The sequence below is a fragment of the Nostoc sp. EspVER01 genome (genome assembly GCF_034530635.1).
Classification (GTDB): domain Bacteria; phylum Cyanobacteriota; class Cyanobacteriia; order Cyanobacteriales; family Nostocaceae; genus Nostoc.
In genome coordinates, this window is sequence record NZ_JAVRCS010000002.1 from 275,412 (window position 1) to 300,315 (window position 24,904).

Consider the following 24,904-nt stretch of genomic DNA (forward strand, 5'->3'; position numbering starts at 1 on the left):
ATTAATTAGGAATCATAAAGGGAGCGATAAAGCCTATTTTTATCTGTTGTCTTTTGATTTCCTCTCAGCACATGATTACAGAGTATATGTAAAATCTTCTACCAGCATACCGGGAACTAAACTACCTCCTAGCTGGCGACTTTCATAAGTACCTACTTCAGGAATAAATTCTTGAAAAGTAGTTAAATCTATTAGATTTTCTCCCCAGAAGCGATAGAGACTTTCATCAAAACGTAAGTTCTCAATTGGTGCGATAATTTCTCCATTTTCTACCCAAAAACAAGCATAGCGGGTCATACCTGTGATTCTACCAGTGTGGCGATCGCTCCAATTCAAGTAATGCAAATTTGATACATATAATCCTGTATCTAAACTCGGAATAATCTGCTCAAATACTAAATTTCCCGGACTCACTTCTGGCGCTCGTAAAGTCTCTGAACCATTAGCACCGTTGGCAATCTTTTGATATTCTTTTGCAGTGCGAGAATTCACTAAAGTATTTACCAAATATCCTTTTTCTATTACAGGTAACTCCGGTGCTGCCATTTCTCCCAATTCATTAAATCGCGGCACTAATCCCCGCTGAAAATTTTCTTTTAAATTAAATCTTAGAGAAAGTTGTTTTTCTTGACGTGATAAAGCAGCTAAAGCACTGTTTCCTTGTTGGATATCAGCTTCGCTTACCGCTCCCCAAGAAAGCATCAATAATAAATCTGCAACAGCAGCAGGTGCAAAATAAGTTTTGTACTGTCCCCGTGGCAGTTCTTTTGTTGGGTGAGCCAGCAATTCTAGTTGTTTTTTAGCTTCGTTAATTTTGGCTATATATTTAGATTCATCCCAATCACTCCCGGCAAACGTGCCCTTAACTGCTTGTCCAGATGGAGAAAATAGAGAATAATCTAAGGTAAAAGAATCAGTCGCAAACCAGTGTTTTTGACCGCTAGAATCACCATAAGCCTTAATTACCACTCCCCCTGCGTATATCCCTGTAAAGTCCAATTCAGCAACTAGTTCTAGTACAGTTGGTACTACTGCTTCAGCCTCTAATAAATTTCCAGAATGTATTTCTCGACTGATATTATTTCCTGATGGCAAAACCAGATATGGATCGACGGGTAGTAAAATAAGTTCGTCACGTAGTTCTTGCAAAGCAGTATATGCTAACTGCCAGTCTACCTCCCAATTTCCAGTAAAGGGAAACTGCCGAACACTGTTGCGCTGATTTTGCATCAAAGTCAGTTCTATCCAACCATCAGCAACACAACCAGTTTGTCGCACTTTCGCATGATTAAAACGAGTAAATTGACTTATTTCACTACTAAGTCTCACAGTGAATTGTTCATCTTCTGCTTTTTTAATCAGCAGATTTTCAATCAGTCGATTAAAGCTGACTTCTAACGCAGATAATTCCTCAATTTTCATAGATATTAAATATTAATAGAGAATAGGGAGAAAGTTAGGAGTTAGGAGTTAGGAGTTAAAAGAATTTTTATAAGTAGCTAGGCGTAAATCAATTAAAGTTTGTAGTAAGGACTTTAGTCCTGATAATCCTTTTTGAGCGATGAATCGCTCACTACGAGCTAGAATTTTATTTGATGTTTAATTATGCCTACCTACTTAATTGAAAATTCCTAACTCCTAACTACCAACTCCTAACTATTGTATTTTTCAAGTTCCTCCACCAAAAACTTCGACATTAGCAAATACACAGACAGGTGAACCGTGTCCTACCCAAATGGCCTGATTTGGTTCTCCTTTACCACAATAAGGAGTACCATACATTTGCCAGTTTGTGGCATCTCCGACTTTAATTAAACTATGCCAAAACTCTGGTGTTGTGGCGCGGTAGTTGGGATTACGAAGAGTTTTGGTAAGTTTACCGTTTTCAATTAATTTAGCGTACTCACAACCAAATTGAAATTTGTAGCGGCGATCGTCAATTGACCAAGAACGGTTAGATTCCATGTAAACGCCGTGTTCTATCTCGCCAATAATGTCTTCAAAAGTGCCGTTTAAAGGCTCTAAATTCAAGTTACCCATGCGATCGATCGCTGGTCGATTCCATGAGGAAGCACGGGCACAGGCAACTCCTGCTACACCTGCTCTTGCTTGACTCTCTAGACTGCCTAAACCCCGTTGCAGTACACCTTCTTTAACCAAATACTCCCGTGTCGCTACAGCACCAGTATCATCAAAGCCGTAGCTAGAAAATTCACCAGGCACGGTAGGATTAAAGGTAATGTTCATTAATGGCGAACCATATACTAGGTTGCCAAAATCGCTTTTATTAACAAAGCTGCCCCCAGCATAATTACGCTCATCTCCCAAAATTCGGTCAATTTCTAGGGGATGCCCAACACTTTCATGGATTTGCAGCATCATTTGATCTGGGGCTAAAACTAAATTGGTACGGGTGGTTGGGCATTCTTCTGCTGTCAAGAGTTCTATTGCTTGTTCACCTATTTGCCGCACCCGATGCCATAAGTTTTCTTGTTTTAACAGTTCGAGTCCGCCTTGGTAACAGTTTGCTTGGGAGCCGTTGTTGCTGCGCTGCTGTACAACTGCTCCATCTTGGGCAGTGGCTCCATAATGAGTGCCTATAGATAGAACTTTTTGATAAACTTCTGAGCCGTTGCTGCTAACAAACCAAGATTCTCTCTCAGTGGTGCTGGCACTGGCTATGGTTTGCACAATTTTGTCGTCAACTTTGAGCGTTTGGCAAATACGAACCAGTAAATCGTTGATTTCCCCTGGACTCAGAGCATCCAATGGCTCAAGAAATGGAGATTTATATTCACCAACGACTTTAGGGCGCTCACTTTCACGGAAAGGATGTATCCACCATTCACTGGCTGCTAGTGCCTGTTTGTAGGCTGTTTGGGCAGCGGTTTGCAGGGAAGACAGTTCTAGAGAGTTAGTAGCTGCATAACCCAGACAGCCATTAACCAAAACTTCCAGCATGGCTCCGACAGTGAAGGATTTGCCGTTTAGTTGGGGTAAGGCGTCACGGACTAAACGGTTAGTAGAAGTCTCCTTTACGGCTCTAATACCAATCCAATCAGCGGGTATATCGAAACTAGCGATCGCTTTTCTAAGTTCAGACCACATAATTTAGGGGAATAAGGAATCGGGCATTGGGCATTGAAAAGAGGCAGAGGGGCGGGGGCAGGGTGCAGAGGGGAAATTCTGCTCCCTGCTCCCTTGCTTCTTCCCCACTCCGCACTCTCTCTAATTCCGGTGCCAGCGTGTGCCATCACGGCTATCAATTAGCGTAATACTTTGTGCCTGGAGTTCGTCACGAATGCGATCGCTTTCGGCAAAATTCTTGGTTTGACGTGCTTCTTGCCTTTGCTGAATTTTCGCCTCAATTTCCCCATCGCTTAAACCATTACTTGTTTGAGTTTCGGCTTCTATCTCGGCTTCTAAACCCAAAACTCCAGCTAATGTGACGAGAGTTTGCCATTGAAGTTGTAACTCCTGTGCTGATGTTTCGGTTTTCCCTTCATGCACAATAATATTTCCCTCACGGCGCAGTTCTTTGGCTAATTCAAACAGCACTGTTAACCCACCAGGAAAATTAAAGTCGTTATTTACGGTTTCTTGAAAGCGTTCAACAGTTTCAGCTAGCAGTGAAGCGGTTCCCACTCCCCAACCTAGTTGTTTACCGTATTGGTAGCCGAACAGTAAACCTTCCTTAATGGTGTGCCAACCGTTGGTTGCTGCGGCGATCGCTTCATCGGTAAAATCTATGGGTGTGCGATATTGAGCCGTTAGCACGAATAACCGCACTGCCATCGGGTCAACTCCTCGATCCAGCAAGTCTCGAATAGTGGTAAAGTTGCCCAAAGATTTGGACATTTTTTCACCATCTACCTTCACCATGCCATTATGTAACCAGTAATTTGCTAGAGGTTTTCCTGTTACAGCCTCAGATTGGGCAATTTCGTTTTCGTGGTGGGGAAAAATTAAGTCAGCACCACCAGCATGAATATCGATCGTATCACCCAAGCGATCGCGTACCATTGCCGAGCATTCTATATGCCACCCTGGACGACCTGCGCCCCAAGGTGATTCCCAAGCGGGTTCTCCCGGTTTTGCTGCCTTCCACAAGGCAAAATCAAAGGGGTCTTTCTTTTTCTGGTACTCTGGATCTTCTACGTTAACGCGCTCGCTTTTCCCGGCTTGCATATCTTCTAACTTGCGTCCCGAAAGCTTGCCATACTCAGCAAACTGCCGTACTGCATAATACACATCGCCGTCAGCAGGGTAAGCAAAACCTTTATTTTCCAACTCATGAATTAACCTCTGAATGCCATTCATCGTATGGGTAGCACGGGGATATTCATCAGCTTCTTTGATTCCCAATCGCGCCATATCCTCAAAATATGCTTTGATAAAGCGATCGGCTACAGCTTCCATTGATGAATGTTCTTGCCGCGATCGATTTAGAATCTTGTCATCAATATCAGTAAAATTTTGGATATATCGGACTTCATAACCGATAAACTGGAGATATCGGCGTACTACGTCCCAAACAATGCAAGCTCTCGCATGACCCAAATGGCAGTAGTCGTATACCGTCACGCCGCAGTAATACATCTTAACCTTGCCTGGTTCGACTGTTTCAAACGGTTCTTGACGACGGGTGAGGGTATTGTAAAGGGTTAGGGTCATAACAGAGTAATGCTGAAATAAGGAGATACGTAATAATAGGGTAAGGCAGCTGGGATGACAGTCCAGCATCCCTATGCTAGTGTTTTCTGGACTATCTGCGCTACATTACTATTTTTTGACTATTTGATAACAGCGCTATGCAATCAGCAGTTACACCCGACTCTTCCGCAATGGATACGCCCAAACAAGGAATGCCAGTAACAATCATTACGGGTTTCCTCGGTAGTGGCAAGACGACTTTACTTAATCATATCCTCAACAACCAACAGGGTTTAAAAACCGCTGTTCTAGTGAATGAATTTGGTGAAATTGGCATCGACAACGAGCTAATTGTTTCCACTGGTGAAAACATGGTGGAGCTAAGTAATGGTTGTATCTGCTGCACTATTAATAATGATTTAGTAGATGCAGTTTACAAAGTTTTAGAACGCCAAGAAAATCTAGATTATCTAGTAGTGGAAACAACTGGATTAGCAGATCCACTACCAGTAGCGTTAACATTCTTGGGCACAGAGTTGCGGGATTTAACCCGCTTGGATTCGATTATTACCGTAGTAGACGCGGCCAATTACAGCCTAGATTTATTTAACTCTGAGGCAGCATACAGCCAGATTGCTTATGGCGATGTAATTGTGCTGAACAAGACTGATTTAGTTGATGAAGCCACTTTGAATGAGTTAGAAAGAAAAATCAATGAAGTTAAGGAAGGAGCAAGAATTATTCGCGCTACGCGATCGCAAGTGCCACTTCCTTTAATTTTGAGTGTTGGTCTGTTTGAGTCAGATAAATATTTTGACACAGTGGTGGATGAACACGATCATCATGGTCATGATGATCACGATCACTCAACATGCGGTCACGATCATCACGACCATGACCACGATCATCACGATCATCACCATCATTCTGACCATTTAGAAAATGATGGTTTTACTTCCATCTCTTTCCAAAGTGACAAGCCTTTTTCTATTAAGAAGTTTCAGTATTTCTTAGATAACCAGCTATCCTCAAATATCTTCCGAGCCAAGGGGATTATGTGGTTTGATGAAAGTCCGAAGCGTCATATTTTCCACCTTTGCGGTAAACGCTTTACCTTGGATGATGATGAATGGAAAGGTAAATTGAAAAATCAGCTAGTGCTGATTGGTCAAAATTTAGATCGTGAGGCTTTAATTAGTCAACTCGAAAACTGCATTTGTCTACCTTCAACCTCTCGCGGTAAAGGTTTTGGCAAATAAAAGTTAGGAGAGAGGCGATTAATCCCGTCTGTACAAGAGTTAAAAGTTTAATACTCGTTCCCAGGTGGAACCTGGGAATGTATTCTTAATGGCTCTGCCATCGATTTTGAGCAATGGAAAATGAGAAAATAGCGTAGGCGCAGCCCGTCGTAGACATCGCTTCCTCACTCTCCTGCATTACCATCTTCTTCATTTCCCAACTGCTGCACCTGCTCTACGGTTAACCCCATCACTTTTGCAACTATTTCCACTGAGATTCCCTCTTTGAGCAAATTTATCGCTACACGCCGTACTCCTTGAGCAAGACCTTCCGCCCGACCTTCGGCTAAACCCTCAGCAAGGATAGCTTGATAAGTTACTGACTCCTGCATAAGTTCCCTCCGCAGCAATTGCTGAATTATCTCCTTCTCTAATACTAGCCCAGCCAGAATGAACGCTGAGGCTGCAACATTATTCTGGATACGTTGATTGGTAATTTCTGAAATTTCCTGAGCAACTTGTTGTAATGTAGCAGTGCGATCATTTGTCTGACTTAACACTGCAAATGGTAATAATCCTGGATGCTCCAAAAATACACTTGTTGGTTGCTCCCAAAGACGAATTACCTCGAACCTATGAGAGTTTTCTTCCAAAGTGAATGTGGTTTGTTGCAGATAAATCACGACTTGACGCATTCGCTTATTTTTAAAGCGGCGATGCACTCGCAACCGATAATCAATCATCCGAAAGGGAATATCAGCATTGGGCTGGGTTTGGAACTCCAAATGCAGCACAACTTTATCGGATTGAAGCAATATCAGCGCATCGGCACGGATTGGTTCAAGAGAAAGTTCAGAAGGACTTAATTCAGTCAGGTTGATAGATTCTCCTAACAGCCAAGTGGCAAAGTCACTGGAGAAAGTTTCAGCAAGGAACTTACAAACGTTATCGAACATTAAGAGATTTTATTCAGATGGTAAGCGCTCATTCTTTCTATATTTAGTTTGCAGTTTAAGAATGCAATCGCTCTAAAATTGAAACGTTAATAAACCTTTAGATTAAAATGCGCGTTGTTATTCAGCGAGTCAAATCATCTCAAGTTACAGTTAATGGTGAAATTGTCGGCAAAATTGGGCGGGGGCTAAATTTACTCGTGGGTATTGCGAATACCGACACTGGTGTTGAAATTGCCTGGATGGTGCGTAAGTGCTTAGAATTGCGGTTGTTTCCTGACGAAGAAGGAGACGACCGATGGCAAAAATCTATACAAGAAATAGGTGGCGATTTGTTAGTAGTTAGTCAGTTTACGCTTTACGGTGACTGTCGCAAAGGTCGCCGTCCTTCTTTTGACCGTTCAGCCGCTCCCCAATCGGCAGAAGATTTGTATAATAGTTTTGTTGCTAAGTTAAGAGCTAGTGGATTGCAGGTAGAAACAGGTAAATTTGGTGCAATGATGCAAGTTGCAATTGAAAACGATGGACCTGTAACTTTGTTACTTGAAAAAGAAGCAATTTAAGTATATATACCAAAAAAATGAATAACAGTAGCCTCTAGACCGTGGTGTTCTAATTGATGAGAGAATATTAAATTAACCATTACCAAAGTTTAAATTCATTCATCATGGCGAAAATCCAGTTTTCTAGAGGTCTTGACGAAGAGGTAACTCCAGATGTGCGCTTGACGCGATCGCGCACTGGAGACAGTGGTACAGCGACGTTTATTTTTACAAATCCGAAAATTTTAGATCAAGGTACTACCGAAGATATTACCGGGATGTACTTGATTGACGAAGAAGGCGAGATAATTACCCGTGAAGTTAAAGCTAAATTTATTAACGGGAAACCGGAAGAATTAGAAGCACTTTACGTAATGAAATCTGCTCAAGAATGGGAGCGCTTTATGCGGTTCATGGAGCGTTATGCCGAAGAAAACGATCTGGGACTGAGCAAAAACGAGGCATAGGGGAGCCAGTGCATTGCGGAGGTTCCCGACGATCGAGTACTCGCTAACGCTGGGCTATCCGTTGAAGCAACTGGCGTCATAGAACATGGGGCATCGGTAATTGTCAATGCGCCATTTACCATGCCCAATTATCCATTATTAAAAGTTCATTAGTGACATATAATGCCACAACCCCACCCAGACTCGCCTGGAGTTCTAGTAACTTGTGCTGTAGTTACTGTCAGCGATACACGCACTTTAGAAACAGACAAAAGTGGTCAGCTAATTCAGCAGTTACTCCTTGGTGCTAACCATGCTGTCGGAGCCTACACGATTATCAAAGATGAAGCAACACAAATTCAAGGGCAGATAGAAAATCTGGGTAAAAGCTCAAATTTGGATGCTGTAATTATCAATGGTGGTACAGGTATTGCACCAAGAGATACTACCTACGATGCCATTGAGAAGTTACTGGAGAAAACTTTGCCGGGATTTGGTGAATTATTTCGTTTTTTAAGTTATCAAGAAATTGGTTCGCGGGCGATCGCTTCTCGTGCCGTTGCTGGTGTTTATCAAGATAAATTAATCTTCTCGCTTCCAGGTTCCAGTAATGCTGTGCGACTGGCGATGGAAAAACTCATTTTACCCGAACTCACTCACTTGGTAAGTCAGGTTTGTAAGAGTTGAAATGAGCAGGAGTTCAGATAGTTACCATGATAAATTTTGTAAAAATAAGGCATGATGTACTGAAATCATCCTTTCTCTACTTACATATTGAGGCTACCCAGAATTATAGTCAAACGGATGAAATATTAATATCAGGTCAGTAATGGAACCTATTTACTGGAATTGCATAATTGCTCACAGCATCACTGCATTTTCATATTTTGGTATCCCCATAGTAATAGGGGTTTTCTTTGCCAAAACTAAGGCAACTATCCCTTCTAAGTTTTGGCTAGCTTTTTTGTTATCAGGTGGATTCGTACTATTTTGCGGATTTCATCACTTTTTGGCGATCTTTGAGCCATATACGGCAGTGTCCCTGCTGCACTTATGCGTACTTGATGTAATGGCGTTTATTTCCTTGTCTGCCTTACTCTACCTGACGCCAACCGCTTATCTAGTTGTAAAGGCGATCGCCAGATATCAAGAAGATACTCGTGAACTTCAACGCAGCCAGCAGATGCAACGGCTATTCCTAGATCAGGGGCCATTTGCAGCATATATCAAAGATGAGCAATCTAGAGTGCTTTACTACAACCAGGAAATACAGTCTAGATTTTCTGTAAATTCACAAGAATGGTTAGGAAAAACGGATAGTGAATTCTTGCCAGATCCAGAAGAGGGGCGGCGAGTAATGGAAAACGATCGAATCGTTTTGAAGACTCTACGTCCTTTGAAGCTAATTGAAGAGGTAAAAGTATCTGGTAACAATCAGCCGTGCTACTGGCTATCATTTAAGTTTCCGTTTAGCGATTACGCAACGGGCGCTTACCGTATTGGGGGAATCAGTATTGATATCACAGAATCTATAGAAGCACAGCGATCGCTCACTGATTTAAATCGGCAGCTAGAAGAAAAAACACTGGAATTGGAAGCAAAAAAACGAGAACTTATATATCTCTCAGATATGGCGGATATGCTTTATTCCTGCGAGTCTGAAGATGAGGTGTATCAGGTAGTCGCTTTAACGTGTTCCAAGCTGTTTCCGAATATGAGTGGTTCTATTTATATAATTGCTAATTCCAAAAATTATGTTCAGATGAATAGTTTTTGGGGAGGTGAAAAAAGCAGTAAACAAATATTTTCACTATCTGATTGTTGGGCATTGCGGAGAGGAAAGTTAAATCTTTCATCGCCTCGGAATTCAGGATTAATTTGCAGTCACTTAATAGAGCCAGTTAGCGGCACACATTTGTGTGTTCCATTGTTTACACAAGGCCAAGTAGTTGGGATATTACACATTGATGCACTTGAAGAAATCAGTCCAGAAGATCAACAAACTTCTGAGATTATTGCTAGAACATTAGGCATTGCACTGAATAATTTATCGATAAAACAACGTCTAACCCATGAGAACTTGCGGGATGGGATGACCCAACTATTCAATCAAAGCTATATGCAAAGCATAACGGAACAAAGGCTAGCAGAAGCCGAACGATCGGGACAACCTCTTAGTATTATTTTCCTTGATATCGATAACTTCAAGTCTTACAACTCGCGTTATGGTCATGTGACTGCCAACATTGTTCTCCAGGGATTAGCAAAGTTACTGTTAAAATCTATTCGCTCTTTTGATATTGCTTGCAGATGGGGTGGTGAAGAATTTGTGATTGTGATGCCTAATATGACACTGGAAACGCTCAGGAAGCGAGTAGAACAATTAAGGCTAGATATTGAACAAATGCAATTGAGAGACGGCGATCAGATCCTCGAAAGGATCACTGCTTCTTTTGGAATAGCTGTATCAGAACCAGGAATTACGGTTAAGGATTTGCTAAATCGAGCAAATCAAGCGATGCTTGAGGCAAAGCGAACAGGGAAGAATCGAGTTAGAGAATATATAAATACCTATAATTGAAGAATAAAGAATTTAGAATACCGCAAGCAGTCAAACAATTTTAGATTTTAGATTTTAGATTGACTCCATGACTTTATAAATTTACCCTATAAAAAAACAACTCCCTGAAGATGTGGGAGTTGTTTTTTTATATTCAAGCAGTTTTTAAAACATTTAGAAAGGTGCGATCGCTAAACAGATAGTAGCCAAAATCGCTGCGATTATATAAAACACTCCAACCACTTGCAATTCTGACCAGCCAGTAAGTTCTAAATGATGGTGCAAGGGTGCCATTTTGAAGAGACGTTTGCCTTTGCCATCGGGCCCCTTCGTGGCTTTGTAATAACTTACCTGTGCCATCACCGAAAGGGTTTCTACAAAGAAGATACCACTGAGAATAAACAGACCTACTAAGGTGTTTGTTAATAGTGCTACAGCAGCTAAAGCTCCTCCCAGTGCCAGGGAACCAGTATCTCCCATGAAAACGCGTGCTGGGTTGCGATTATGGGCTAAGAAACCTAAACACCCGCCACTTAAAGCAGCACAGAAAACCATCAATCCTGGTACTGTTGGTGCGACTAAAGCACCTAATGCTAAAAGTGCGATCGCTACTGTTCCTGCTGCCAAGCCATCAATACCATCTGTTAAATTAGTCGCATTACTTTCTGCAACTAGTACAAAACCTGCTAAAGGCCAAAATAGGAATCCTAATGGTAGTGTGAAGCCCACCCAAGGCAAAGCAATATTTGTAATATTAGAAGGTTGATTAAACATCAGCCATAAACAAAACACAGCCGCAAAACTCACCTGCAAAGCTAGTTTTGTACGGGGAGATATACCTTTATTGGATTTCCGGCGCAGAATTTGCCAGTCATCAAGCCAACCAATCAATCCATAGCTGATTGTCAAAGCCGAAACTGCAAGCACCTCTTTAGAAAAGTTAGACAATATACAGGCAATCAACACAGATACAGGTATAAAAAATATACCGCCCATTGTGGGAGTGCCTGCCTTTTTGAGATGAGCTTGAGGCCCATCTTCGCGAATTATTTGTCCAGTTTTAAGTGCTTGAAGTAAAGGTATTACCCAATAGCCCACTACACCCGAACCCAACGCACACAATAGTAGTGGCAGAGTTAGCGACATACTTTGCCACGGTAGCCGATTGGCAATCGAATCCAAGAAAAATGCTGTTGTACCTAACCCTACGGCTAATAAAGAGGCTAGAGCTATTCCAGAAATGTTTAATCCTTGCTCAGGAGATAATTTAGCGTCCACAGAAGTTTCCCTTCACTCCACACTTATAAAATTGAATACCAGTAACTAGGGATACTACCAAGTCCCTAGCCTGAAAAGGCTAATTCTCAGCGATTCCTATATCATCATCGTCATCATCATCGAGGTCGTAGCCAATTCCATCATCTACACCCATTAGGGAGTCTATTCCTTCTTCGTTATCTCGAAAATCCGGTTCGTGAACGTCACGGGCAATGATGCGACCGTTATTTTGTAACCAGTCCAACAAAGAGGACTCTGGTTTTAGGGGGATGACATCGGCTCGTTGGTTACGAGCCGCTTCACGTAATGGAGAGTTCAACATATCGAGTCAGGTCAAGAAAAGGTTTACGTAAGTTGACATTTAGAGTCTATCACTTGAGACGGATTAATTTAGTTATCTTTTCAACCCTTTAGTTGATAAATCCGCATTCAGATAGAAATTTTTTTATTTAATAAGCATAAGGCTTAAGTCAAGCGATTCTTAGTAATTTTTATGGCTCTACATATATGTCATTAATATCTTGTTTATGCTGATGGAAAGTGAGTGATTTTTGAGGTGACAGGCGATGATGGGAAAAGCGGCTCTTATCGATGCGATCGCTGGTACAAATCGCGGTCTACTGGCGACCGAAGAACAGAAACAAGCTATCTTAGCAGCGATCGCCAATTTAGAAGACTTTAATCCTACACCCCGTCCGGTGGAAGCTAGTAATTTGCTAGATGGCAATTGGCGATTACTATACACCACTAGCAAGGCTCTTTTAAACTTAGATCGTCTACCTTTATGCAAACTGGGTCAAATCTATCAGTGTATCCGGGTAGAGACTACCAGTGTTTACAACATAGCTGAGATTTATGGCTTACCTTATTTAGAAGGATTAGTCAGCGTTGCTGCTAAATTTGAGCCTGTTTCAGGTCGGCGTGTCCAAGTAAAATTTGAGCGTTCTATTATCGGCTTACAACGTTTAATAGAATACAATTCTCCGGTAACTTTTATCCAACAAATTGAAGAAGGTAGAAAATTTCCCGGAATTGATGTTGCCATAAACAGTGACAAACAGCAAGGCTGGTTAGATATCACTTATATAGATAACGATCTGCGGATCGGCAGAGGTAATGAGGGAAGTGTGTTTGTCTTAACTAAAACATAAGCTTTTACAAAATAGCTATTTGCGAATGAAGGTACGCTATAACGTCTACCTTGTCAAGTAGGGTCTGATACCTTTTGCAATTTTGGATGTGCTATGGAGTCGGGAGTGAAGAAGGGAATAGGGTACAGGTTACAGATTATTCCCTATCAGCTTTCTACCTGTAACCTCTCCCCTAATCCAATGCCCACTCCCCAATTCAGACAAATAACTTAACAAAGACTCTTGCTGCGACCTTGAGGTTGTAGAGTGAAATCAATTAGCCCTCTAGATTGGCGATTGATAACTAAAAGGGAAAATAATCATGGTTCAACGTGGTTCTAAAGTACGTATTCTCCGCCCTGAATCCTACTGGTTTCAGGATCTAGGAACTGTGGCTTCCATCGACCAAAGCGGCATCAAATACCCTGTAATTGTCCGCTTTGAAAAGGTCAATTACTCTGGTATCAATACCAACAACTTTGCCCAGGATGAATTAGTCGAGGTTGAAGCACCAAAGGCTAAAGCACCGAAAAAATAGCAGCAAAGCTACAAGGGGGTTGTTTGATGCGATGATGAAGGGTAGTCTTAAGTCTGAAGTATGAAGTCTGAAAATTTCAGTTCATCCATTCTTTGTCCTAGCCTACCCTAATCTAAGAGAGCCGCCCTGCGGGTATTTACGGTTTCTTTTGGGTAGTAATACGAGCCATCTACGGCTATGTAAGTTACTACCCCATCTCTTCTAGCTCGAACCCTCAAATAAATCACAATTGCCTGCTTAACTCAGCTTAAATGCCTGAACTGCCTGAAGTTGAAACAGTCCGAAAGGGTCTAAATCAATTGACCCTCAATCAAGAAATCACGGGTGGAGATGTGTTGCTTGATCGCACCATCGCCTACCCGTTTTCTGTTGGTGAGTTTGTTAATGGAATTAAAAATAATGCGATTGCTACTTGGCATCGTCGCGGTAAATATCTCCTCGCCGAACTCTCTTCGTCTTCCGGCTGGCTAGGAGTTCATCTGCGAATGACCGGTCAACTATTATGGCTGGATAGAGATGAAGCATTACACAAGCACACGCGGGTTAGATTATTCTTTGGGGATCGGCAGGAATTGCGCTTTGTTGACCAGCGAACCTTCGGTAAAATATGGTGGGTTCCGCCTGGTGTTGCTGTTGAAAGTATTATGACTGGTTTGGCAAAACTGGCAGCAGATCCATTTTCAGCCGAATTCACTGTCGAGTATCTAGCAAACAAACTCCACAACCGCCGCCGTCCAATAAAGACTGCGCTACTGGATCAATCGGTGGTGGCGGGATTAGGTAACATCTATGCTGATGAAGCATTATTTAAGAGTGGGATTTTACCTGAAACCTTGTGTATAGATTTGCAGCTAAAGCAAATTGAACTTTTGCGAACCGCCATCATTCAAGTGTTAGAAACCAGTATTGAGGCTGGTGGTACGACATTTAGTAATTTCTTAAATGTTAAAGGTACTAACGGCAATTATGGTGGTGTAGCCTGGGTTTATAACCGCGCTGGGGAACCCTGTCGAGTTTGTGGTACATCAATTCAACGGATCAGGTTAGCTGGGCGATCTAGTCATTTTTGCTCCCAGTGTCAAACTTTGCGGGGAGTTAGGAGTTAGGAGTTAGGAGTACAGACGTGACCAATCGCTTCTGTACAGCATTAAGAGTTTTCACTTCTAACTCGGAACTCTTTTAAAATGCAGGTGAAAGACGTTACAAATTTGAGAGAGGAACTCATGGCAGTCAAAAAAGGAGATATGGTTCGCGCTGTGCGCGAGAAACTAGAAAACAGTCTGGAGGCTAAAGCCAGTGATACTCGCTTTCCTCCTTATTTGTTTGAAACCAAGGGCGAAATTGTCGATGTCAAAGGTGATTACGCCCTGATTAAGTTTGGGAAAGTGCCAACACCTAATATTTGGTTACGTGTGGATCAACTCGAAGAGTTTAAATAAGTAAAAAGAATTCAGGAGTCAGAATTCAGAATTCAGCATTTATTCTGACTCCTGAATTCTTGCTGAGAAAAATCGCATCTTAATATTTATGTCTTCTTCCCCTAACTCCTCAATTGTCTGTAATTTACCCCGTGTCACCATCGTGGGTGCGGGTAGGGTTGGTAGTACTTTAGCTCAACGTGTTGCAGAGAAAAACCTGGCAGATGTCGTTTTACTAGATATTATTGCGGGAATGCCTCAAGGTTTGGCGCTGGATTTGATGGAAGCCAGGGGAATTGAAATACATAATCGCCAGATTATCGGCACAAATAATTATGCTGATACATCTGGTTCCCAAATCGTGGTGATTACCGCCGGACTTCCCCGCAAACCAGGGATGAGTCGGGATGATTTGCTGAAAACCAATGCCAAAATTGTGGTGGAAGCGGCAAAAAATGCGATCGCTCATTCTCCCAATGCTATTTTTATTATCGTCACCAACCCGTTGGATGTGATGACTTATTTAGCTTGGCAAGCAACAGGTTTACCACGCGATCGCATTATGGGTATGGCTGGTGTGTTAGATTCTGCCCGTTTTGAAACCTTCATTGCCCTAGAATTAGGCGTTTTACCTGCCGATGTCAAAGCGATGGTATTGGGTAGCCACGGCGATTTAATGGTTCCCTTGTCTCGTTATGCTACCGTTAACGGCATTCCTATCACTGAATTGCTGGATGCAGCCACAATTGAACGCTTGGTAGAAAGAACTCGCAACGGTGGCGCAGAAATTGTGGAATTGATGCAGACGGGTGGTGCTTTTTTTGCTCCGGCGTCGGCTACTAGTGTGATGGTAGAATCGATTTTATTAAATCAGTCGCGGTTGCTTCCTGTGGCGACGTATCTGCAAGGTGAATACGGTTTAGAAGATGTTGTAATTGGTGTTCCCTGTCGGTTGGGATGCGGTGGAATTGAGAGTGTTTTGGAATTGACGCTGACTGATGAAGAAAGAGAGGGCTTGCATACTTCGGCTCGATCTGTGCGTCAAAATATTGAGCGATCGCAAGAAATAATTCGTAATTCGTAATACTTCGGCTACGCCTTTCTCTACGAGAGGGTGCGCCCGAAGCGTAGCTATGCCGCAGGCTTTACGACTACGCGGTAGTTGAGCGTAGTCGAAACTCAGGACAAGCTCAGTACAAGTTCGTAATTCGTATAAATAGTAGCCAAAATAAAAAGCAGTAGGTTCAAATCCCACTGCTTTATTTGTTATTCCAAAATTCATCACCCTATAAAAACCAATATCACCAGATTGGTTTCGCGTTAGCGGCGAGAATCCTGATCTGCGGGGTCGCCGTAGGGGTCTTCGCTGGCTGGACGGACATCACCAAACTCCCCTGTGTCTGCGGGGTCGCCGTAAGGGTCTTCGCTAGCTGGGCGAACATTGCCGTAAGACGAGATATCTGCGGGGTCGCCGTAAGGGTCTTCGCTAGCTGGGCGAACATTGCTGTAAGATGCCGGGTCTGCGGGATCGCCGTAGGGATCTTCGCTGGCTGGACGTACATTGCGATTGCGGAATTCGGCATCTTGATCGGCTTGATCGCTGTTCGATCCCAAAAGTAAGTCTTTCGCCTTTCGGAAAAATTCATTTACCATAATCTGTCTCCTGATTTAAGTTCGTGTTTCCGACGGGCGCGATCGGCGTTATCCTCCAGGAAACCCGCTTTATACACACGCTTCGCCGATCTAGAGTGCTGGAGCTGCGGATGAAGTTATACCAGTTAGATCGCGACCTGTAGCACTCCGGTTATAACCTTGGAATTCCCGATACTTTTGTGCTTCAGATTCTGGTACTCGAATTCCTTCTGATGGTGGCGTTACCCAGTGAGCGCGATGTTCAGCATCACGGTAATATACACGCCCGTTCTTGGATAGATAGTATTTACCTTGCGCTCCTTCTTGGGGAGCATTTTTATGCTGGTTGTACATATAGTAAAGTGCCGCAGCTCCCGCCAAAAGTGCCACTTTTTGCCCCGTACCCAATCCTTTCTTAACTTCGGTTTGGTTTGTGCGATCGCTCACTGTTCTACCAATGGTGTCATCTACTGGTGGTGGAACATTAGCCTTTTGGGAACCGCCTCCGCAGCTACTCAGCAAGGGCACCATTAACAATGCCGAAAGCAGCACTGCAAATAGACGCGAAACTATTTTACGTTCTTTATATATTGTGTTCATTGGATTTCGTTCTCACCTGTATTTGCTAAAAGCCTTGCTGTTGCAAAAACAAAGTTGGAATTCTTGTTATTTCGCTGGGAATTGAAAAAACATATACCACTTAATTTACAACTGCACAGCTACAGCCTTTCTCTGTCATGATCGTCGATTTTCTCAAGCATTCCATCCCGCCTTTGAGAGAAACTGCATTCATCCCAAGGAAATATATTGTTGATTTTTGATGAGTCTATTTAGCTAAAACGCCGAAATCTTCAGCAATTTCTCGGTTATTTTTTCTGCATAAATAACTTAGAAAGATACAGTTACTATGATGCTTTTTCTCAAAAAATACACTCAATATGACATCAAAAAATACTAGTACTCGTCTTCTTTTGGCTTTGTGGGATTTGGGAGGAGTGCAGCAAGAAGTTAAGAAGGGTCAACTCACTAAGCGAATTGTATCCAAAAGCCAGAAGGTAGCAGATTATCAGGGCATATTCGAGGAATTACAGAAGCAGGGTGCGATCGCAATTTCCAAAAAAGGATATTCTCTGACATCTGGCAAGGGTTTAGAGGCGTTGGGTGAGGGTTTGAGAACTGGCGATTTTAAGTTTGAAGGGACAATTGTCGGTACTTGGGCGGCGAATGCTTTGGTGAAGTGGATTAGTAAGATTGATGTTGCGGTAGTTGGTGCAGATGTACCAGTTAATGGTAACGGGGCGTTAGCGAAGCTTTCCAAAGGAATCGCTTCTTACGACGAGTTTAAGTCAGTGGCGTTAGAAGTCTACGACAAGCTTAACCAAAACTACAACCTAGATGATCTGGTGCCAATTTATCGCATCAGGAGAGAAATAGGCGATCGGGTTAGTCGTGAAGATTTTAATGAGTGGCTACTGGAAATGCAAGAAAAGGACATTTTGCAACTCCAAGGCGGTAGCCTGTCAGACAGCGATCCAGACAAACTGGAAGACTCCATAACAACCCCAATAAGTGGGTTACGCTGCTACGCCAAGCATTTAAACTCATAAACCTATTCTTAGGTTGCTTTTCACACCCACTGAAACGCCAGTTTAGATGTCGTGCAGATGCAAATAGTGAGCAATCAAAAATCTAGTATCCAAAATCCAAAATTCACCTCACTTTAGATCCATGTCTAACGACAACGGCCTAATCGATGCTATCAAAAATCACAACCCATTTGACAGACCTTTAGTAGTTAGAAGTCAAGATATTTGGGTAACAGGTTTTCCTGATGTTCCGTCCTTAAATGCTCATGCCTCAGATGCTATTTTTGATGCCATTGAGATAGTTCGCACCAAACAACAACCAGTTATAGGCATTACCATCAAGGCTGAAAGAGGACTAGGCAAAAGCCATCTTATTAGTCGAATTCGCCGCCAACTTCAAACTGATGGTAGTGCTTTATTTGTCTATACGAGCGAGATTAACGATTTAAATCGAATTAAAGGGGAATTCTTACGAAATGTAGCAAATAGCCTCAAACAAATCGGGAGTCAAGGGATGAGCCAGTGGCGGGAATTAGCAACTGCTGTTTTCAATGAAGCTTACAACAAAAACTTCACACCTGATGAGATGGTTCGTCACTTTTCTGAAGTCTTAAAAGTAAATTCCAAAGTAGTGGAGCATTGGACGGATAGAGTCTTGGGAATTAAGCATGATATTGAGAATCCTGACATTATCGCTGCAATTTTATGGACACTCTCCTCTAATCCATCTGAGGAGCGTTACGCTATAAACTGGCTTGCAGGTCAAGAATTACCACAGTCAAAAGCTGATGCACTAGGTCTAGCAAACTCCAGTGCCCAGGATAGAGAAGCGCAAGCCTTCAGCACAGTTCGTCAAATTCTGGACTTAATTAGTGATTACAAACCAATAGTCATTTGTTTTGACGAATTGGAAAGTATCCTAATGTGTAATGATGCAGGATTCACAGCATCACAAGTTACTGCTATTTTAGCCAAAGACTTATACGACAAGATTAAACGGGGTGTTTTTATAACGGCGATGTTTCCTCAAACCTGGACTGATCAAATAAGAGCCTTAAAAGAAGCTGAATCAGTTACAGATCGGATTGCTCAAAAGACCATTGAATTAACTTATCTTAAATCGGAAGATGTTATTGTCTTAGTTTCCCAGTGGTTGAAAGACTTTTACGATCGACAAGGAGTAACATCACCTCATTCAGTTTATCCTTTTGACGAGGGGAAGCTGAAAGAACTGGGAAAAGAAAGACCAATGGTAAGAAAAGTTTTACAGTGGTGTAAGGAAAACTGGACTACTGAGTTGACGCCACCACTACATCCAGTAGAATCTGCTTACAAGAAAGAACTTGCAGCCGTTGAAAGTAAGATACAAGATGACATCGAGGATCAAACCAAACTCGCTAATGCTCTGCGATTCAGCTTTTCCACCTTAGTTGGACAAATTTTAGAAAATGTCCAAATTACAGAGATTGCAAATATTAAAGCTCGTAGCGTAGACCAAGGATATATTAATTTTAAAATTGTTGGTCAGGAAAATGGCAATGTTGTAAAAATTGGAGTATCAGTTCTTCAAGGAGTAAGTGGTAGGTTCCTACAGGCTGCATTAAAACGCTTAATCGAATATAAAGAATTTGATTTAACTCGTGGTTGCTTAATTCGTTCTAAAAAGATTAGTAGTGGTACTAAAGCAAAACAGTATTTAGATATGCTTTTGTCACCTCATCTAGGTGGTGAGTGGGTATTGTTAAAAGGTGAAGAAATTAAGCCTCTTTTAGCAATTAATTCTGTGATTAAATCCCGACATGATTATGAATTATCTGAAGCACAAATAATTGATTTTGCTCTACAAAATCGGATAGTAATCGACAATAATCTCATCCATGAAATTCTCAGCGATCCATCTGGACAAATTCCTGAAGATGCTATTGATGAAGATACTTAAAATAGGTGTATATTGTTGTAACAAATGTCACTAAAGCTAGAAGTTTCAGGCTAAAGAAATTAAGTCCGCATAGGTGGACTCGGTTTCTTTAGCGGCAATATTTGGATTTTTTAGCCATGAATAATTTTGCTGTAATTAATACTGCTATTTGCTTGCCTGCGCCAGATGTTGAGGCATTAATTCAAGGACGAACGATTATGGCGATGTCCAAAAATTATATCGTTCCAGAGCGTCAATTTGCGCTTTATTCAATGGATTCTTCAATTAATGTGTTACCAGTTGAGCAGTACTATCAGACAAATTTCTTGGCTAATGCCAAAACTGCTCTTGCCCAAGTAAGTGTTGAAACTATATCAATTAAAGCTTGGGTAAGGTGTGAAAAGTGTGAACCTTTGCATAATACTGAATCATTATCTGCTTTATCACCGCTAACAATTTGGACTACAGAAGCCTTAAAAGAAATATTAAGGCAACGACATAATATTTTTTTGTTATACTTGCGCGTTTATCAGTTGCCGAAACTAATTACATTCTCTATCAAGGCAAATAGCCAGTTTATTTATTTAAATGAGCCTTTAACTATTTCTGAAGCCAATCCAGTATTAAACGATCGCACCTTCGCCCAACGCAAGCATCAGTTAGAAAATCGACAGCCACCGCTGCATCCTGAATTGGAAGAATTGCAGAGTGCGATCGCATCCCTAAGCATTAGCCAACCAGCAGCGAAACAATTAGACGACGATATCAAAGTATTTTTGGGTTGGAGTAGCGATAAACCAACCAATTCATTAGATTTAGACTTACCTTGGATTCATAAAATTGCTGAAGTTGGAAACTCTAGCGACGGACATACATTTGAAAAATTGGTTCGTAGAGGATTACTAAAATTAGGCTTTACAGGTTCAGGTTTGAATCCAGATGCAATGGGTGGCGCAGGAGGCATGGATTTTTACGCTGAACAACCTTATCCAATAGTAGGAGAGTGCAAAGCAACTAAAACTGAGAAAGTTCCTGATGGTACACCTGCACAGTTACTAAAAATAGGTATGAACCATCTTGGTAAATTTCAGTATGACAATTCTATTAAATTAATTGTAGCCGCCGGAGAATTAAATTTTTACGCATCAAGAACAGCTACCGAAAATCAAATGAATGTTATTAGCCCTGAAACACTACAAAAATTAGTTGAACTGCAAGCACACTACAAAAACTCTATCAACTTATTAGAACTAAAAGAGTGTTTGCAACAAGCTCCTTTTGGTTTAGCTGAAGATAAAATTAATACTTATATTGATAAAGTTGAACAATCTATAAGGTTGCGATCGCACATTGTTCAGCTTGTTAAAAACTATTTAGAAAACTCAGGTATAGAATCTGCTGGTGTTGAATCTCTACATGGTGCGTATTTTGGCTCACATCCGCCACAGCCAATCAAAACACCAGAAATGCACGAAATTCTGATAGAACTTTCCTCACCTTTAACAGGCTATTTAGGACGAATTAAAGGTAGTGATTGGAAGAGCGATCGCTTTTACTTTCTCCGCGATTTACCTATTAACTAAATGTAGTAAAATATATCTCTTTTCTTCTCTTCGCGCTCTTTGCATACTTTGCGGTTCGTTTCAAAATAACTAAAGTACAGATTGCTTTACAATTAATTACTTCATGAATAATTAATACTATCTATTGACTTAATTTTATTTTATGAGAAGCAATAAAAATCTTAGATGTAGCCCACGCCAAGGCATCGCAATCTTTCATCTTTCCCTCAGTAAATGTTATTTGTAGTGACAAACTTTACAGAAAATTCATACTTAGCCACTGTGTAACTTCATTTACATGATATAAAAGTTTAGTACTGTCGAAGAAACACATTATACTTACTACACTGGTGTTCATTAATCACAAACCTCTACCAAGTTTAAAGCTTAGGCAAAATGACCCATGTATTATCAAATTTGGAATTTCTTTCTTAAAGAAGATAAATACATTTATTGGAAAGAAAAAATAAAAGTTAACAAAAACTTTGACAAAGTTACATGGCAAAAAATTATTGATTTCTTGTCATTAGTAGAGCAAACTTTCCAGTTAAAAAGTCAACTAGCAGAAACCGATAGCCTTGAGCCGTTTCTAAAGTTAGCAACAGAAAACGGTTACAATTTGACCGCAGAAGAACTCGCCTGGTTTCTAGTTACGAGAAGACAGATTTGGGATCTTTTTGATTTTGCACAAAAAACGCCATCTCTCAAAGAAGAATTGCTAATAGCTAAAGATCCACAGCAGTTTGTTGATACCGCTGCCGAAAACGGCTATTACTTTTCTGTAGATGAGTTAGCTTGGTTGTTAATTGAAATCAAATCATCTTCAGATTTAGTATCTATTAACAACAGTGTTGGAGAGATTCTCCCGGTCTCAAGCTACGGCAGAATTGAAATAGGATACTGGATTTGGCTAGCAGAACACTGGGGAATTGTGCCACCATTTTGTCATCGAGATAAACCCAGTACTTTCTTATGTCAAAATCTCAACAATCCTTTTTTACCCGATCGCTGTTTCTTACCCAAGAGTTACTTTAATCAACGCCTGATGGCAATTCATAATTAAAATAAGTCGTAATTAGGTAAAGGAAGAGAAAAAAGCAATACTTAGACGAAACGGTATTGAGTGATAAAACTTAATTACGAATTACGAATTACGAACTATACAGTGAAGCATCCTAGACAGAAGATATATCTTCTATTTAGGATGCTTCACAATAAAAAATTGTTGAGACAACAATTCTGGACAAAATGTGATAATTAGACTAGAGCTATCAGCTAGCAGAAACAGTCAAACTACCGGGTTTCTGAAGATCGCCTTGTAAAACTACACCCCGCTGATTGGCATGGATGTGACGCAAAATCTTGTAAATTGCCTCAACTTGGTCTGATGCGCCTGCCTTCTCGGCGAGTTCGTCAAGAGTAAGGGGAGTTTTTTCTTTTTGTAGCACTGCTACTACTCGTGTTTGTAAATCGAGAATGGAGGCGGCAGCTTTTTTGCCAGCTTCTACTCCTGGTTGATGGTACGCGTTGACGTTGACCAAACTAGCATATAAACCAACAGCACGTTCGTACAAAGCAATTAATGCCCCTACAGTTCGGGGATTAACTTGGGGAATCGTGACTGTAATCGAATCGCGGTGATTTTCATAAAGCGCTTGTCGGGTTCCTTGGAGAAAACCGGAAAGATAATCGCCTGATGTAACTCCTGGATCTATTTCAGTGGATGGGCCTTGACGATCTTCCAACACTTCGATGAAGGTAGCAAAGAAATTCGCTACACCCTCGCGTAACTGCTGGACATAAGCGTGTTGATCTGTTGAGCCTTTGTTACCATAAACGGCTATACCTTGATGGACAACGTTGCCGTCTAAGTCTTTTTCCTTGCCCAAGGATTCCATCACCAGCTGTTGCAAATAGCGACTGAATAAAAATAAGCTGTCCTTGTAAGGTAGAACAACCATATCTTTTTCGCCCTTTCCATTACCTGCAAAGTACCAAGACAAAGCAAGCAAGGCTGCTGGGTTATTTTTTACATCTGGGACGCGGGTAGCGTCATCCATCTCTTTTGCGCCATCTAGCATAGCGCGAACATCAATCCCTTGTAATGCGGCTGGTACTAGCCCCACAGCAGACATTTCTGAGGTGCGTCCTCCTACCCAGTCATACATCGGAAATCTGGCCAGCCAACCTTCTTCTTTGGCCAGCTTATCGAGGTTGCTATCAACGCTGGTAATTGCTACCGCATATTGAGCAAATTCCAAATTGTGTCCGGCGTATGCTTTTTTAACTTCAATCATGCCGTTGCGAGGTTCTGGTGTTCCTCCAGATTTGGAGATTACCAAAACCAAAGTGCTGGCGAGGCTATTTCGGAGATGATTGATAACGCGATCGATACCTGCGGGATCGTTGTTATCGATAAAGTGAAGTTTCAGGGGTGGGAAATCAGGAGCGAGAGCTTCCGCGACAAATTGGGGGCCGAGAGCGGAACCACCAATACCAATGGAGATAATATCCGTGAAGCGGCTTGCTCTGGGAGGATGAATAGCACCTGTTTGGACTTTTTCCGCAAAGGCTTCGATTAGTTCTAAGGTTTGGACTATTTCTTGTGTAAGTTCTGGAGCTGGCGCTAAATCAGGATTTCGCAGCCAGTAATGTCCAACCATGCGGTTCTCGTCGGGATTTGCGATCGCACCCTTCTCCAGTTGAGCCATATCCGCAAACGCCTTCTCAAACTTCGGCCGCAACGAATCCACGAAGGCATCATCGAACCGCATTCGACTGATGTCTAAGTACAGTCCCAATCCCTCGTGGAAATATAACCAGTTTTGGTATCGTTGCCAAAGTGCCCTAGCATCCATAGGGAAATCTCAAATAAAGTGTTTTCTCAAAAACCAGTTTAATGTAAGGTTATAGCGATCCCTGCCTAGCCTTATACAGTTTACAGTTTTCAGTGTTCCTTTGACCGTGCCAATTTTAGATTTTAAATTTTAGATACTTCGACTCCGCTCAGTACAAGTTTTAGATTAAAAATTATTTCGGTTGATGCCCCGCACTTCTTTACCAGACGCTACCGCGAACGTGCCAAGAAAGCGAACGTGGGTGGAACAAATCCAAAATCCGCAATTCCAAAATCCAAAATTGATTGACTCTTCACTTTAAACATCTGGCATAGGGATGACACGCAGAAATTTCACAATTTCACCCCTAATTTCTATACCAATCAGGTAATTATCGAGGGTGAAGCGGTGAAAAATGCCTTCACTATCAAGCTGCCGCAGTTCTTTTAAATCAGTCAGTTGCCACTTTTGGGCTAACTCAATAAAGACAAAATCATGCACCCGCTCGTAGGCGGCAGGTTCTAAATTTTTCAGGTCTAGTAAAAAAGACCTGGCATAGCGCATTTCCAGACTCACTGGGCGTTACCTTCACCAAAACTTGAGGGGCCACTGG

At 41.7% G+C, this 24,904-nt stretch carries 24 protein-coding genes; 14 read left to right on the forward strand and 10 right to left on the reverse strand.

The annotated features are described in order from the left end of the window. Positions 1–75: 75 nt before the first annotated feature. From RMX69_RS03230 to cysS, 3 genes are all read right to left on the reverse strand, one after another. On the reverse strand, positions 76–1,422 hold the full coding sequence (locus RMX69_RS03230; RefSeq protein ID WP_322636501.1) for a TldD/PmbA family protein: 1,347 nt from the start codon (positions 1,420–1,422) through the stop codon (positions 76–78). Positions 1,423–1,668: 246 nt separating this feature from the next. Further along, the gene (locus RMX69_RS03235) at positions 1,669–3,108 is read right to left on the reverse strand and encodes a TldD/PmbA family protein (protein ID WP_289795279.1); all 1,440 of its coding nucleotides are present in this window, start codon (positions 3,106–3,108) and stop codon (positions 1,669–1,671) included. Positions 3,109–3,228: 120 nt separating this feature from the next. Beyond that, a complete protein-coding gene (cysS, locus tag RMX69_RS03240) occupies positions 3,229–4,674 on the reverse strand; it encodes a cysteine--tRNA ligase (RefSeq protein WP_322636502.1) in 1,446 nt (481 codons plus the stop codon). 137 nt (positions 4,675–4,811) lie between these two features. Here cysS and RMX69_RS03245 point away from each other — a divergent pair, with 137 nt between their 5' ends. After that, a complete protein-coding gene (locus RMX69_RS03245; RefSeq protein WP_322636503.1) occupies positions 4,812–5,912 on the forward strand; it encodes a GTP-binding protein in 1,101 nt (366 codons plus the stop codon). 164 nt (positions 5,913–6,076) lie between these two features. On the opposite strand, the gene RMX69_RS03250 is transcribed toward RMX69_RS03245, so the two are convergent. Further along, positions 6,077–6,847, reverse strand: coding sequence for an Rpn family recombination-promoting nuclease/putative transposase (locus RMX69_RS03250; RefSeq protein ID WP_322636504.1), 771 nt, complete (start codon positions 6,845–6,847; stop codon positions 6,077–6,079). 107 nt (positions 6,848–6,954) lie between these two features. Here RMX69_RS03250 and dtd point away from each other — a divergent pair, with 107 nt between their 5' ends. The 4 genes from dtd to RMX69_RS03270 all read left to right on the forward strand — a co-directional run bounded on the left by dtd (position 6,955) and on the right by RMX69_RS03270 (position 10,413). After that, on the forward strand, positions 6,955–7,407 hold the full coding sequence (gene dtd / locus RMX69_RS03255; protein ID WP_322636505.1) for a D-aminoacyl-tRNA deacylase: 453 nt from the start codon (positions 6,955–6,957) through the stop codon (positions 7,405–7,407). Positions 7,408–7,511: 104 nt separating this feature from the next. Continuing rightward, positions 7,512–7,853 (forward strand): photosystem II reaction center protein Psb28, encoded by a 342-nt coding sequence (psb28, locus tag RMX69_RS03260; protein WP_194042354.1) that lies wholly within the window; start codon positions 7,512–7,514, stop codon positions 7,851–7,853. A 162-nt stretch (positions 7,854–8,015) separates the two neighbouring features. Beyond that, on the forward strand, positions 8,016–8,519 hold the full coding sequence (locus RMX69_RS03265; RefSeq protein ID WP_409878100.1) for a molybdenum cofactor biosynthesis protein B: 504 nt from the start codon (positions 8,016–8,018) through the stop codon (positions 8,517–8,519). Between the two features lie 142 nt (positions 8,520–8,661). Then, a complete protein-coding gene (locus RMX69_RS03270; protein WP_289795284.1) occupies positions 8,662–10,413 on the forward strand; it encodes a diguanylate cyclase in 1,752 nt (583 codons plus the stop codon). Positions 10,414–10,566: 153 nt separating this feature from the next. Here the strand turns inward: RMX69_RS03270 and mraY are convergent, their stop codons facing one another. Both mraY and RMX69_RS03280 read right to left on the reverse strand, forming a co-directional pair. Continuing rightward, positions 10,567–11,670, reverse strand: a complete 1,104-nt coding sequence (gene mraY / locus RMX69_RS03275) for a phospho-N-acetylmuramoyl-pentapeptide-transferase (protein ID WP_322636506.1) — start codon at positions 11,668–11,670, stop codon at positions 10,567–10,569. Between the two features lie 79 nt (positions 11,671–11,749). Further along, the gene (locus RMX69_RS03280; protein WP_289795286.1) at positions 11,750–11,992 is read right to left on the reverse strand and encodes a DUF3134 domain-containing protein; all 243 of its coding nucleotides are present in this window, start codon (positions 11,990–11,992) and stop codon (positions 11,750–11,752) included. Positions 11,993–12,236: 244 nt separating this feature from the next. Here RMX69_RS03280 and RMX69_RS03285 point away from each other — a divergent pair, with 244 nt between their 5' ends. The 5 genes from RMX69_RS03285 to mdh all read left to right on the forward strand — a co-directional run bounded on the left by RMX69_RS03285 (position 12,237) and on the right by mdh (position 15,840). Then, positions 12,237–12,821, forward strand: a complete 585-nt coding sequence (locus tag RMX69_RS03285) for a PAP/fibrillin family protein (protein ID WP_289795287.1) — start codon at positions 12,237–12,239, stop codon at positions 12,819–12,821. Between the two features lie 301 nt (positions 12,822–13,122). After that, entirely contained in the window at positions 13,123–13,338 is a 216-nt protein-coding gene (locus RMX69_RS03290; protein ID WP_094349537.1) for a photosystem I reaction center subunit IV, read from the forward strand. 251 nt (positions 13,339–13,589) lie between these two features. Further along, positions 13,590–14,444, forward strand: coding sequence for a DNA-formamidopyrimidine glycosylase (locus RMX69_RS03295; protein ID WP_289795288.1), 855 nt, complete (start codon positions 13,590–13,592; stop codon positions 14,442–14,444). A 117-nt stretch (positions 14,445–14,561) separates the two neighbouring features. Then, complete coding sequence (locus RMX69_RS03300; protein WP_322636507.1) at positions 14,562–14,777, forward strand: NAD(P)H-quinone oxidoreductase subunit O; 216 nt, start codon at positions 14,562–14,564, stop codon at positions 14,775–14,777. 88 nt (positions 14,778–14,865) lie between these two features. Next, on the forward strand, positions 14,866–15,840 hold the full coding sequence (mdh, locus tag RMX69_RS03305; protein ID WP_322636508.1) for a malate dehydrogenase: 975 nt from the start codon (positions 14,866–14,868) through the stop codon (positions 15,838–15,840). Between the two features lie 236 nt (positions 15,841–16,076). Here mdh and RMX69_RS03310 read toward each other — a convergent pair whose 3' ends face one another. Continuing rightward, positions 16,077–16,409, reverse strand: a complete 333-nt coding sequence (locus RMX69_RS03310) for a translation initiation factor (protein ID WP_322636509.1) — start codon at positions 16,407–16,409, stop codon at positions 16,077–16,079. 90 nt (positions 16,410–16,499) lie between these two features. Then, entirely contained in the window at positions 16,500–16,988 is a 489-nt protein-coding gene (locus RMX69_RS03315) for a hypothetical protein (RefSeq protein ID WP_289795292.1), read from the reverse strand. Positions 16,989–17,326: 338 nt separating this feature from the next. On the opposite strand from RMX69_RS03315, the gene RMX69_RS03320 reads away from it, so the two are divergent. From RMX69_RS03320 to RMX69_RS03335, 4 genes are all read left to right on the forward strand, one after another. Continuing rightward, positions 17,327–17,995, forward strand: coding sequence for a hypothetical protein (locus tag RMX69_RS03320; protein WP_322636510.1), 669 nt, complete (start codon positions 17,327–17,329; stop codon positions 17,993–17,995). Between the two features lie 121 nt (positions 17,996–18,116). Further along, positions 18,117–19,913, forward strand: a complete 1,797-nt coding sequence (locus tag RMX69_RS03325; protein ID WP_322636511.1) for a hypothetical protein — start codon at positions 18,117–18,119, stop codon at positions 19,911–19,913. Positions 19,914–20,029: 116 nt separating this feature from the next. Then, positions 20,030–21,475, forward strand: coding sequence for a DUF1802 family protein (locus RMX69_RS03330; protein WP_322636512.1), 1,446 nt, complete (start codon positions 20,030–20,032; stop codon positions 21,473–21,475). 382 nt (positions 21,476–21,857) lie between these two features. Further along, on the forward strand, positions 21,858–22,517 hold the full coding sequence (locus tag RMX69_RS03335) for a Nif11-like leader peptide family natural product precursor (RefSeq protein ID WP_322636513.1): 660 nt from the start codon (positions 21,858–21,860) through the stop codon (positions 22,515–22,517). 208 nt (positions 22,518–22,725) lie between these two features. On the opposite strand, the gene RMX69_RS03340 is transcribed toward RMX69_RS03335, so the two are convergent. Next, positions 22,726–24,312, reverse strand: a complete 1,587-nt coding sequence (locus RMX69_RS03340) for a glucose-6-phosphate isomerase (RefSeq protein WP_289795297.1) — start codon at positions 24,310–24,312, stop codon at positions 22,726–22,728. A gap of 297 nt (positions 24,313–24,609) precedes the next feature. Then, entirely contained in the window at positions 24,610–24,867 is a 258-nt protein-coding gene (locus RMX69_RS03345; protein WP_099102182.1) for a cytotoxic translational repressor of toxin-antitoxin stability system, read from the reverse strand. Between the last annotated feature and the right edge of the window lie 37 nt (positions 24,868–24,904).